Origin of the sequence: Actinobacillus capsulatus DSM 19761 (assembly GCF_000374285.1) — a bacterium.
Taxonomy (GTDB): Bacteria; Pseudomonadota; Gammaproteobacteria; order Enterobacterales; family Pasteurellaceae; genus Actinobacillus; species Actinobacillus capsulatus.
Window position 1 is genome coordinate 235,502 of record NZ_KB893931.1, and the last position, 11,371, is coordinate 246,872.

9 protein-coding genes, 1 other RNA gene and 3 pseudogenes are annotated in these 11,371 nt (G+C 40.7%); 8 read left to right on the top strand and 5 right to left on the bottom strand.

Annotation, left to right across the window (positions count from 1 at the left end):
- The first annotated feature begins 51 nt into the window (after nt 1–51).
- Nucleotides 52–219 (top strand): hypothetical protein, encoded by a 168-nt coding sequence (locus C228_RS14285; protein ID WP_018651137.1) that lies wholly within the window; start codon nt 52–54, stop codon nt 217–219.
- Here the strand turns inward: C228_RS14285 and C228_RS13220 are convergent.
- Nucleotides 215–967, bottom strand: a pseudogene (locus C228_RS13220) (ATP-binding protein); the annotation flags it as partial. The gene C228_RS14285 and the pseudogene C228_RS13220 overlap by 5 nt on opposite strands.
- 252 nt (nt 968–1,219) lie before the next feature.
- Nucleotides 1,220–2,089, bottom strand: coding sequence for a LysR family transcriptional regulator (locus C228_RS0102525; protein WP_018651138.1), 870 nt, complete (start codon nt 2,087–2,089; stop codon nt 1,220–1,222).
- 171 nt (nt 2,090–2,260) lie between these two features.
- Between C228_RS0102525 and C228_RS0102530 the strand changes: the two genes are divergently transcribed.
- The 4 genes and pseudogenes from C228_RS0102530 (at nt 2,261) to ffs (ending at nt 6,320) form a co-directional block, all read left to right on the top strand.
- Nucleotides 2,261–3,235, top strand: coding sequence for an NAD(P)H-dependent flavin oxidoreductase (locus C228_RS0102530; RefSeq protein ID WP_018651139.1), 975 nt, complete (start codon nt 2,261–2,263; stop codon nt 3,233–3,235).
- A gap of 332 nt (nt 3,236–3,567) precedes the next feature.
- Entirely contained in the window at nt 3,568–5,619 is a 2,052-nt protein-coding gene (locus C228_RS0102535; protein ID WP_018651140.1) for a BCCT family transporter, read from the top strand.
- 97 nt (nt 5,620–5,716) lie between these two features.
- Nucleotides 5,717–6,055, top strand: a pseudogene (locus tag C228_RS14290) (MFS transporter); the annotation flags it as partial.
- Nucleotides 6,056–6,222: 167 nt separating this feature from the next.
- Nucleotides 6,223–6,320, top strand: an RNA gene (gene ffs / locus C228_RS14010) — signal recognition particle sRNA small type.
- A 155-nt stretch (nt 6,321–6,475) separates the two neighbouring features.
- On the opposite strand, the gene C228_RS0102545 is transcribed toward ffs, so the two are convergent.
- Both C228_RS0102545 and C228_RS0102550 read right to left on the bottom strand, forming a co-directional pair.
- Entirely contained in the window at nt 6,476–8,452 is a 1,977-nt protein-coding gene (locus C228_RS0102545; protein WP_026313157.1) for an LTA synthase family protein, read from the bottom strand.
- 37 nt (nt 8,453–8,489) lie between these two features.
- Nucleotides 8,490–9,278 carry an MOSC domain-containing protein gene (locus tag C228_RS0102550; RefSeq protein ID WP_018651143.1) on the bottom strand — a complete coding sequence of 263 codons (789 nt, stop codon included), beginning with the start codon at nt 9,276–9,278 and terminating at the stop codon, nt 8,490–8,492.
- 144 nt (nt 9,279–9,422) lie between these two features.
- Here C228_RS0102550 and xseB point away from each other — a divergent pair, with 144 nt between their 5' ends.
- Nucleotides 9,423–9,647 carry an exodeoxyribonuclease VII small subunit gene (gene xseB, locus C228_RS0102555; RefSeq protein WP_018651144.1) on the top strand — a complete coding sequence of 75 codons (225 nt, stop codon included), beginning with the start codon at nt 9,423–9,425 and terminating at the stop codon, nt 9,645–9,647.
- An 8-nt stretch (nt 9,648–9,655) separates the two neighbouring features.
- Nucleotides 9,656–10,549 (top strand): (2E,6E)-farnesyl diphosphate synthase, encoded by an 894-nt coding sequence (gene ispA, locus C228_RS0102560; RefSeq protein WP_018651145.1) that lies wholly within the window; start codon nt 9,656–9,658, stop codon nt 10,547–10,549.
- 83 nt (nt 10,550–10,632) lie between these two features.
- Here the strand turns inward: ispA and C228_RS13225 are convergent.
- Nucleotides 10,633–10,973 (bottom strand): annotated as a pseudogene (locus C228_RS13225) (DMT family protein).
- Nucleotides 10,974–11,103: 130 nt separating this feature from the next.
- Between C228_RS13225 and C228_RS0102570 the strand changes: the two are divergent.
- The coding region (locus C228_RS0102570; protein ID WP_018651146.1) for a helix-turn-helix domain-containing protein at nt 11,104–11,371 on the top strand (268 nt) is incomplete at its 3' end.

The following is an 11,371-nucleotide window of genomic DNA, read 5'->3' on the forward strand; positions in this document are numbered from 1 at the left end:
CCGCTTGCTGTTTTCAGACGGCCTGAATATTTTAAATTAAGAGGGTTTGTGATGAATTGTGATAAAAAATCACCGCCTTTTGCCCAAAAAGCCCAAGATGCCGGCACGGTTTGTCATTTGCACATTTTTGAAAAGGCGTTTCACGTTTTTATGGGGGCGACCATTGCCCCAGAATCGAAACAAGTGTTTGATGATATTAAAAAAGTGATGGGAAATTAAATTGAAAGCACCGTTTGGATTGAGCAAGCTGTTCCGGAATGGATGCCCAAATCGACCGCGCTTTTGGCACCGTTTGCCCATCACAGATATGTTTAGAAAAATCCTGCTCATACGCCATCAGTAAATTGCGTTGCACTTGGCGGGCTTCGTTCAAATTTTGCGTATCAATAAAGGTTTGCACAGCTTCAGGCATACCGCCGACAAACAAAATAATATTGGCTGAACAACTCAATATAGCTGCTTTTCATTGCCGAAATCAGCGACCAATCTTTGAGCTCCAGCAATTGCACCAAATCTTTTTTACCCAGTGCGGTCAAAAATTCGTGAAAATCCATCGGGTAAAGCGGCAGAAAATCCACCTTGCCCACAGGAAACGAAACCTGACGGTGCAACGACACGCCGAGCAGCGATGCGGTGTGTTTTCATAAAAATATTTGAGTGAAGATAATATCTACGGCACGTCTTGCACTTCATCAAAAATAATCAGCGTATTGTCAGCCTGAATATCCACATCGCTTTCAATTTTCAAACCGAGAATCAGGCGGTTGATGTCGTAATCGCCCGAAAACAGCGTTTTCATTCGTGGGTTGTTATCAAAATTGATATAAGCGACCTGTTCAAATGCCTGCCCGCCAAAATGCTTCATCGCCCACGTTTTCCCCACCTGTCTTGCCACTTGGATAATCAAAGGCTTGTGGTTGTTTTTTTGCTTCCATTTTTCTAAGGATTGAATGATTTTCCGCTGCATAATTCGCCCGTTTTCTATTCTTTGGAAACTACTTTAAGGACAACTTAACATTTTTTCAAAGGAAAAATTGAAAAACATTAAAAATCTACTGTACCCGATAAACAGAAAATCTACGTTTGCCACTAGCTTTTGAAAGAGCGAATACATATAGGAGAAGGAGAATATTTTTCCTCTCTTCCTATGAGTTCTGGATAAATCCTTCTGCTGTCTCTCTGCCATAAATGGGAGAGAGAAGAAATAGTTATCGTAATCTTATCTTTCTGTTAAAAACCTCTCACAAAACCCTAAAAAGGTTTTTACAATTGCTGAGGGATGGCGGTGGGCAGGATAGATGGCGTGGATGGAATAGGTTGGTGTCGGATAGTCGGACATCAGTTCGACTAAGCCGAATTTCTCGGTAAGTTCTTGTGCCATATAGTCCGGTAATTGGCTGATGGCACGTGCGACTTTAGCTTGGTAGGCTATAGCGTACACGTCATTAGAGGTAAAAATCGGTTCAATTTTGACCGCTTGTTCGCCCAATTGTAATGTTGCGCTTTTCTGCCCTGCTCTTGCCCAGCAGGCAAATGGTAGTACGGTCAAATCTTGCGGCGTTTTCGGTATGCCGTGTCGAGCAAGAAACTCAGGGTGAGCCACCAACACAGCGTTTAAATCCATCATTTTGCGAGCAATAACATTTTCCGTATGCAAATCGCCCATTCGAAATGCGATATCAATGCCATCTTCTACCAAATCCAACAGGCGATCGGTCGCCTGACAATGTACTTTCACCTGCGGATATTCCGCTTGAAATTCAGCAATTGCTGCCCAAATCGGCTCACAAGCGGAAACAGTGGAAATACGCAGATAGCCGCTCAATTTCTGCTGTTCACCAATAAAATCTTGTGTCGCTTGCGTTAAATTGTCTAGGCTCAAATAAACCTTTTCATACAGTTGCAGACCAAGTGCGGTCGGTTTCACCCCTGTTTTGTAGCGGTCGAAAAGTTGGGTGGAAAGCGATTTTTCAAATTCCGCAATACGGCGACTAAGTGTCGCAACTGGCATTGCAAGTTGTTCCGCCGCTTTAGAAAAGCTCTCTGCTTGATAAACCGCAACGAAGAGACGAAGATTATTTAAGTCCATACTTGTTTCTCATTTTTGGAAAACTTATTCTTATTTTAGATACTTCTCAATCAATTTTGCAAGAATATAATAAGCACATCTTTAACCAAATGATCAACTACAGTCCTAAAGGGGCTGAACTATGCGTAGCCTAGTACGGCTTGCCGTGCTAGGCGTAAAAAAGGACAAAAAATGACCGCTTTTAACCGTATTACTGATATTCTTGGGATTAAATTCCCCCTTGTGCAAGGTCCAATGAGCTGGCTGACGGACGCAAAATTTGTTGCTGCTGTAAGCAATGCCGGAGGTTTGGGGATTTTAGGCCCGAATGCCGGCTTGCTGAAAGCAACGAAAACCACCGAAGATTTACTCCGCACTTTCCGTGAAGAAATTCGTAAAACCAAAGCATTAACCGATAAGCCATTCGGTGCGCCGGTAATTTTATCCTACGATTTCAGTACGATTGATTTGTTAGTGGATTTATTGATTGAAGAACAAGTGCCAGTTGCGTTAATCAACGGTATTGATGGCTATAATTACAAGCCGATGATGAAAAAATTTAAAGCGGCAGGCACAAAAACCATTTTCCGTCCGCATACGCCGACAGTAGAAAACGCACGCTATGCGGAAGAAATCGGCGCAGATATTTTCGTCGCAACCGGTTTTGATGAAGGCGGTACGGTACCGAACCAAGTGATCGGAACATTCTCTATCGTGCCTCAAATGGTCGATGCAGTAAGTATTCCGGTGATGGCGGCAGGCGGTATTGCTGATGTACGTGGCGTGCGGGCTAGCTTTGCACTCGGTGCGGAAGGCGTGTTTGTCGGCTCCGTGTTGTTAGCAACCGAAGAAAATCGTATGCATGAAAGCGTTAAGCAACTCGTCGTCGATAGCACTGCTCAAGACTTATTGTTATTCCGCACCCAACCGGCTTATTACCGCTCGCTACCGACCCAATTGGCACACAAATTAGTGGAAATGGACAAAAACGGGGCAACTCGTGATGAACTCGCCGAAGCACAAACCGGTGGCTACGGAATGCGTCAAGGTATGTTACTTGGCGATTTTGAGAAAGGCTATATTTCGGTAGGTAACGGCATTACTTATATTAAATCGATTCGTTCTGTCAAAGATGTTGTGGAAGATTTAATGCAGGATTTTGTGTAAAATATCTTGTAATCAATAAAAAATCTTGAGTTTTTTTGTTGATAGCCTCATATTAAAATAGTCTGGAATAAATATAATTTAAGTTTTTCCTTGACAAAAAATCATCTATACCGTAGCATGAAAATCAATTCAACTTGGTAGTCATGCTACATTTCAATTTAGTGAATCCTCACTATCTTATATTATCCTTTTCTAATAGGATAATTTTCAAAATCCCCTATCTTGTAGGGTATCAATAAATCAATTTCTTTTTACATCGTACTTTTTCGTTATTCTAAACTTCAGAAATAGAGAAAAGTGCGGTCTTATTTTAGCTAAAAATGGAGCATAAGATGAGTTTCATTCAAGAACTTCGTGCATCAAGCACACTAAAAGCCCCGATTTTTGTGCCGACAGTGTTTTTTGTCGCTTTGGTAGCGATTTTTTGTTCGGCTTTTCCTGAACAAGCACAAACCACTTTAAATGCAGCAAAGCAAGTCGTATTTACCAATTTTAGTTGGTTCTACATTCTAGCAGGATCTATTTTCTTCCTGTTTTTGATGTTTTTATGTGTCAGTTCACTAGGTAGTATTCGTCTTGGGGCAGATACAGACGAACCCGAATATTCCTTTATGTCTTGGATGGCAATGCTGTTTGCTGCCGGTATGGGGATTGGCTTGATGTACTTCGGTGTCGCTGAACCTTTCTCACATTACTTAAAACCTGTACAAGAGGGATTAAGTGAATCCGAACGTATGAAAGAAGCGATGATGACCACGTTCTATCACTGGGGGATTCACGCTTGGGCAATTTATGCAGTCATTGCATTAGCATTAGCTTATTTCGGTTTTCGTTATAAATTGCCTCTTACCGTACGTTCAGGTTTTTATCCATTACTGAAAAACCGCATTGCCGGTTTTTGGGGAAATTTAATTGATGTCGTGGCATTGTGTAGTACGATCTTTGGTTTAACCACCACCTTAGGCTATGGTGCCATGCAGGTGAATGCAGGTTTTAAATTCCTTGGTGTGTTAGATAGCAGCAGTTTTGGAGTATTAGCCATTACCGTCATTATTGCAATGGCTCTTGCTGTAACCTCGGCGATTTCCGGTGTGGGCAAAGGCGTGAAAATTCTAAGTGAAACCAACTTAGTGATTGCAGGCTTATTATTAGTTTTCGTTATTGTTGCTGGCCCGACTCTATTACTCTTTTCAGGACTTACAGAAAACCTAGGTTATTACTTTAGTTCACTTTTAGAGCTTAGTTTCCGCACTTTTGCTTATGAATCTGAAAAACAGGATTGGTTAAATAATTGGACCGTCGTGTATTGGGCATGGTGGGCATCTTGGGCACCTTTTGTTGGGACGTTTATAGCTAAAATTTCTAAAGGACGCACTATTCGTGAATTTGTTTTAGGTGTGCTTTTTGTGCCTTCGCTTTTCAATATTTTATGGATGACCAGCTTCGGAAGTGCCGCAATTTGGATTGATCAACAAACAGGTGGCGTATTAACTGCTATCAGTGACAGCACTGAAGCCTTATTATTCGGTTTCTTTGATCAATTACCATTTGGCATGATTGCTTCAACGGCCACGGTCATTGTCATTTCGATTTTCTTTGTAACTTCTGCCGATTCAGGTATTTTGGTCCTAAATAACATTGCCTCACAAGGGGCTGAAAACTCGCCAAAATGGCAAAGCGTATTCTGGGGTGTATTACTCGCCGCGCTTGGTTTGTCGCTGTTATATTCCGGTGGTTTAGGCTCATTACAAACGATGACCTTAATTATCGCCTTACCGTTTATGGCAATTATGATTGTGCTATGTTTCGGTTTATGGAAAGGTTTAATGGTGGATAATCAATACTCCAGTAAAAAATTTACCCAGGGCAGCAGCAATTGGACGGGCGAAAATTGGAAAGAACGCTTGGAAAAAATCGTTAACCCAACCAATCGCAAAGATATTCGTCAATTCCTATTAAAAACGGCACGCCCTGCGTTTAAAGAATTAGTCGAAGAATTTGAAGGTCACGGCTTAATTGCACAAATGCGATTTATTGACGGGCGAAACCCCAAAATTGAATTTGAAGTGGTAAAAGAAAACTTACGTAACTTCTTATACGGCATCGAATGTCAATCTCGTGAATTATCCGAATTAGTGGTGGGAGACAGCAACGTACCGAATATGGGCGAAAGTAAGATCTACGAACCGATTACTTATTTCTTTGACGGACGTAATGGCTATGATGTGCAATATATGACCAAAGATGAGCTGATTGCCGATGTATTAAAGCAATATGAACGCTTTATGAACTTGGCAATGGACGAAAGCCACGCCTTGATGACGGCTGATGTGGAAAACTTAACGGAAATCTCATCAGAAACAGAAGAAAAACCTGTATCCTAATTTAGGATCTACCTCAATATCTATTAAACGAGCGGCTAAATCCGCCCTATGCGAAAATCTAACCGCCATACTGGGGCACATCCGTTCGTTTAGTGCATTTAAAATGACTCAGCTGGAAATCCCCGCTCAAGAACGAATCAGCGCACCTCGCTTATTAGCCACACCCCTTGCGTTAGCGACAAGTTTTATCAGCGGTATGTTGGTAAACGTTTTTTACCATGGTATCGGTGTTTCTCTTAAAGCTAGATTTTTCATGAGGTGGAATATCGTTATATCTGATGGCATCTATGATTGGAGGTTATCAGTCAGCTACCGGTAGCGGGTTTATCGGATCGCATCGGCAGACGTAATACGATTTTAATTTGTGCGATGATTGCTCCTGATTAGCGATTCAGGAATATTTGCAATTTTTCAAGTAAATTCGACCGCTTGGTTAATATGACTTTTAAAATAAGCGGTTGAATTTGTTCAAAATTTGCAAAAAACTTTCAAAATATGACCGTTTGTGTGTAAGGCAAGAATAATCGCTTGCCTTAGCATAAAAATTACCTATAATAGAAAACCTTGCATATCATGATAAAAGATATGTCATCCGATGGGGCGTTATTGGTTTCTCGCAACGGTGTTCAGCTTACTTAGTCAGGTTCGGAAGAAAGCAGCTTGGGTTGAAATTTCTGTGTGCCGAGGGGTGCTGGTAACGCCCCACCCTCTTATATCCTCTCAAAGAGCTTTCCTATTTTTCTGTTACATTTTCACGTCATGCAAAATAAAAGCGGTTAAATTCCAGTTAAAATTTACGACTTGCAAATTTATTGTGAAATTTAACCGCTTGTTGCGATTCTGTGTAACCTTAGAACTACTCTTTGTCCAGTTTCGGTAATTTATATAGCTGATTTTTATATAAATAGCCGCCGAGCAGCGCATACGCTAACGCTTCTTTTTTCATTGCTTCCGGCTGTTCTTGCACTTTCAAACTGTGATCTGCTTTATTGTAAACAAAACCTTGAATTGGCGTATTTGGACGCATTACAACCACCGAGCCATCACCTTTCATCATCGCTTGCGTTGCATCATATTGCATAAATGCTCGATTCGGATTCACATCTTTAGTGAGATCATACCCAAGCATTGGATATTCCCCACTTACACCAGCAAGTGAAAGTAAGGTTGCCGGCATATCAATTTGGCTGACTAAACGGCTATCACGTTTTGCTTCAATGCCTTCACCAATAAACAATGCCGGAATATGGAAATGTTGAATCGGTACTAAATGATCTCCCACCGCTCGAGAATCATGATCAGCAATCACCAAGAAAATCGTATCTTGCCAATACGCTGATTTTTTGGCTAACTCAAAGAAATGTCCTATCGCAAAATCAGCGTATTTTGCCGCATTATTTCGAGTTTGTTTCGGCTGTTCATATAATTCGATTTTGCCGTCTGGGAATTCAAATGGATCATGATTACTTGAGCTAAACACTAAGCTGAAAAACGGTTTACCTTCTTTGTGTAACTGAGTGAAAGTTTCATTCGCTTTATCAAACAGATCTTCGTCACTCACACCCCAAGTTGCTTTAAATTTCGGATTTTTATAATCTTTTTCATCAATAATGCGAGTAAAGCCGTTGCCATAGAAAAAACTCGCCATATTATCAAAATGTTTTTCTCCACCATAGATAAAGCTAGTGTCATAGCCTTGACGGCGTAACAACTCAGCAATGCTAAAGAAATTAGTCTGGCTCTTGGTTAATTTTACCACCGCACGTGCTGGTGTCGGAGTAAAACCAGTAGTGACTGCTTCAATACCTCGTACCGAACGGGTTCCAGTGGCATATACATTCTCAAATAACCAGCCTTCTTGCGCTAAGCGATCAAAATTCGGGGTAAGCGGTTTACCACCAAGCGTACCGACAAACTGCGCACCTAAGCTTTCTTCTAAGACAATTACAATATTTTTCGGCTTGCCTTGATAGGTCGCTTGGTTATAAGTCAAAGTCGGGATTTCAGCCGAAATATAATCGGAATTCGCTCTGCCTCGAGCTTGTTTAACTAAGGCAAACATTTCCTCAACTGACATTTTGCCATACTGCTCGGAAGATTTATCTTCATCTTTTAATTGCTGCACGGCATAAAGCACTGAATAACCGGAACTCAATACCAGTGAATTTACTAACGGATCACTAGAAAACGCCACCATTGCCGGGTTAATACCACGGTGCGCTAATGAAGAACGTCCGCCGACGAACACTAAAGCGGCAACTAATAAGCCGATTAACGGGCGGAATTTCCAATTCGGGAAACGAAGATTGTTAGTTGCCCAGCCGGACAATTTCCAATACACCACTGACGAAACCACCGCTAATAATAAACTAATAATTACCGAAGCCAAATGCCCATTAATCAGCATAGTAAACACTTCTTTCGGATATACTAAATATTCGATAAACAGTCGGTTTGGACGTAAATCGAAGGTTTCAATAAAGTTTGGCGTCGCCGCTTCCATAAAGAGAATAAAGACTGAACCTGCGGTGAGCCAGATACGCAAAATGATACGCCATACGTTGCCTAACGTATTGTTATTTAAGAAAAGTACGGTAAATAGTGCAGGTACGCCGAATAGCCAACAAAGTGCGGAAATATCAATGCGAATGCCTTGTAAGAAAAGCGGTAACCAACCATCAACGGCGGAAACTCGATCAGCTTGCCACAAGCCGAGCCCGAGGCGAGATAAAGACAGTATAAGTAGATTGATCCCAACAAAAAACAGTATTGGGAACAACACAGAACGGCGTCGTTCCATAATTTCTCCTTTTAAATTTAGAATAAAACGCATACCGATAATCGGCTGCGCGCATAATATAGAATGATTATTAAGATTTTATTAAGACTTGATCGCCTAAGCGAATTACACCGCTATTTTGAGGCACTAAATGAATACCAAAAACCGGCTTACCCTTTTCATTGGCATGCATTTGCTTAAGTGTTCTAAAAGGCTCAACATTTGGGTCGAGTTCAAGTGTAGTTAAATCACGGTTAATCATTACACAGCGTGTACATAATGCAGACTTCGTAAATATGACCTCACTGATTTGTATTTGTTCCCATTGTTCTTCTTCAAACGCAACATTTCCATCAATCACAATATTGGGACGAAAACGCGCCATCGAAATCTCAACCGGTGACCATTTCTTTACTTGTTCAAGTGATTTTTCCGACATTAATGAAACCGGATTGCTATCTGCAAAACTTAACGGGTGTTGTGCAAAGTCAACGACTTCACGCTGACTTTTCCCTCCTAACCAACGTAATTGCACCGCTCGCCCGAAAATTTCACTTAACCACTGATTCACTTCGGTTGTTGCCACTAAAGAGTCAAAATGCGTTCCCCATACTTCGCTGGTTTGAACACGTTGGAAATCTTGGTAAAGTACCACGCATTTTTGACCGCTTGTATGGTAAATTACAATCCCTGTCGCAATCGGAAATACGGATAAATTATATAATTCCGCATCTTTACGAGCCGTCATAAATTTGCCGTCGGTTTCAGTGATCATAAATTCTCGGTCGAAGTTTAGACCTTTAGGCTCGACAAAGGCTTGTTCGACACGATAAGCTGCCGTTGATTTAATCGGGTAAAGATTGAGTTGTGTCACTTTCATTGGTAAAAATTCCTGTAAATTTGATCACTTACTTAAATAGGCTCACACCATACCCAAAAGCAGACAAAAAGTAAAAGGAATTTGCAAATAAAGAAGGGAGGCGATAAACTTACGCCATTTATCACCCTACATTAGGTAATTAAAATGGCTAAGAAACCCACTCAAGATTTTGAATCAACTCTCAAGGAATTAGAAGCAATTGTCGGCCACTTAGAAACGGGCGACTTGCCTTTAGAAGAGGCACTCAATGAATTTGAAACTGCGGTGAAACTTGTACAGCAAGGACAAGAGCGCTTACAAAAAGCGGAACAACGCATTCAAATTTTACTCAATAAAAACGAACAAGCCGAACTTTCCGATTACGAATAAAAATAACAATGAGCTACTCTCTCTCAACCGATCTTACCGCTATTCAACAACGTATTAATGATTTCTTAAGTGTAAAATTACACACTCATCAGGCTTATAATTCACCACTTGTTGATGCAATGTCTTACGCCATATTACTGGGCGGAAAACGTGTTCGTCCGTTCCTGATTTATGCTACCGGCAGAATGCTCGGTGTGTCACTTGAACAGCTTGATCACAGTGCTGCAGCAATGGAAGCAATCCACGCTTATTCATTAGTGCATGATGATTTACCAGCAATGGATGACGATAAACTTCGTCGAGGTAAACCAACTTGTCATATCGCTTTTGATGAGGCGACCGCCATTCTTGCTGGCGATGCATTACAAAGTTTTGCCTTTGAACTGATCGCCCAAGACGAATCGTTAACCGATTCTCAAAAAGTTCGGCAAATTCAAGCACTTGCTCAAGCTGCCGGTGCTAGAGGAATGTGTTTAGGGCAAAGCCTTGATTTGCTCGCTGAAGATAAAGCGGTCAATTTAGCCGAATTAGAATTAATTCATCGTAATAAAACCGGTGCGTTGATCGTTGCTTCCGTATTGATGGGCTTTAATTTATCCGCTCATTCGCAAAATTTAGCGGTAACACAACCGCTTGAACGCTATGCACAAGCGATCGGATTAGCTTTCCAAGTACAAGACGATATTTTAGATGTAATTGGTGAAACCGATAAAATCGGTAAAACCGTAGGTTCGGATGAAAACTTGCATAAAAGTACTTACCCAAAACTGCTTGGTTTAGAAGGCGCACACAAGAAAGCGCAGGACTTATACCAAACTGCATTAAATGCACTTGAGGAATTGCCGTTTGATACTACAGAGCTTAAAGAATTAGCGCATTTTATTGTCAAACGTGAAAACTAATTTGCAAAAAGTCGTGCAATTTTGACCGCTTACTTAAAGCATATAAAGGCGAGAATTACTCTCGCCTTTTTGTCTATTTAAATTTACTTTTGAAAAGCGAAATAAACCGCCCCTAAAATGCAGATAAAACTCAGCAGATAATTTAAACCCTTCATTTAAATATACCACCGCAAAAACCGAAAATACTACTAACGCAATCACTTCTTGCAGAATCTTTAACTGAAATGGCTTGATTTGCCGCTGCGCTCTTAAATTATTTGCAGGTACGGCAAGACAATATTCGAAAAAAGCGATTCCCCAGCTAATCAACACAATTTGCCATAATGGTAACGGTGTAGCAGACGGTTTAATATGCCAATACCAAGCGAATGTCATCAAGATATTAGAAAACGTTATAAAGTAAAATTACGATCAACAAACTCATTGTTTTTACTTATAAATTTGCAAAACTTTAGCGATTTTTAACCACTTGTAAGATCAAAAAAGCACACCCGAGATGATCTGCCCCCCAAAAGTTGGACTAACCATCCAACGGATTAAGGTGCAGATTTTTTATGACCAAATATAACTCACTATTCAAACAACAAGTCATCGAGTTTTATCTTCAAAACGATAAAAATCGTTTATTCACTCAACGACATTTTCAATTACCCAAGAAAACCTTAACTCGGTGGATTGCTCAATTTCATCATAACGGAATCAATGGGTTAGCGGTAATAGGTAAGAAGCAAAAATACTCTTCTGAATTCAAATTAACCGTCATACAAGCGGTCAAAAAAGGACAATTTTCTGCGGAAAGTGCCTCCCTTCATTTTGGTATTG

What these genes read in the sequence shown, in the direction of transcription:
- C228_RS14285 (WP_018651137.1), top strand. Translation starts at nt 52, where the DNA reads ATGAATTGTGATAAAAAATCACCGCCTTTTGCCCAAAAAGCCCAAGAT.
- C228_RS0102525 (WP_018651138.1), bottom strand. Translation starts at nt 2,089, where the DNA reads ATGGACTTAAATAATCTTCGTCTCTTCGTTGCGGTTTATCAAGCAGAG.
- C228_RS0102530 (WP_018651139.1), top strand. Translation starts at nt 2,261, where the DNA reads ATGACCGCTTTTAACCGTATTACTGATATTCTTGGGATTAAATTCCCC.
- C228_RS0102535 (WP_018651140.1), top strand. Translation starts at nt 3,568, where the DNA reads ATGAGTTTCATTCAAGAACTTCGTGCATCAAGCACACTAAAAGCCCCG.
- C228_RS0102545 (WP_026313157.1), bottom strand. Translation starts at nt 8,452, where the DNA reads ATGCGTTTTATTCTAAATTTAAAAGGAGAAATTATGGAACGACGCCGT.
- C228_RS0102550 (WP_018651143.1), bottom strand. Translation starts at nt 9,278, where the DNA reads ATGAAAGTGACACAACTCAATCTTTACCCGATTAAATCAACGGCAGCT.
- xseB (WP_018651144.1), top strand. Translation starts at nt 9,423, where the DNA reads ATGGCTAAGAAACCCACTCAAGATTTTGAATCAACTCTCAAGGAATTA.
- ispA (WP_018651145.1), top strand. Translation starts at nt 9,656, where the DNA reads ATGAGCTACTCTCTCTCAACCGATCTTACCGCTATTCAACAACGTATT.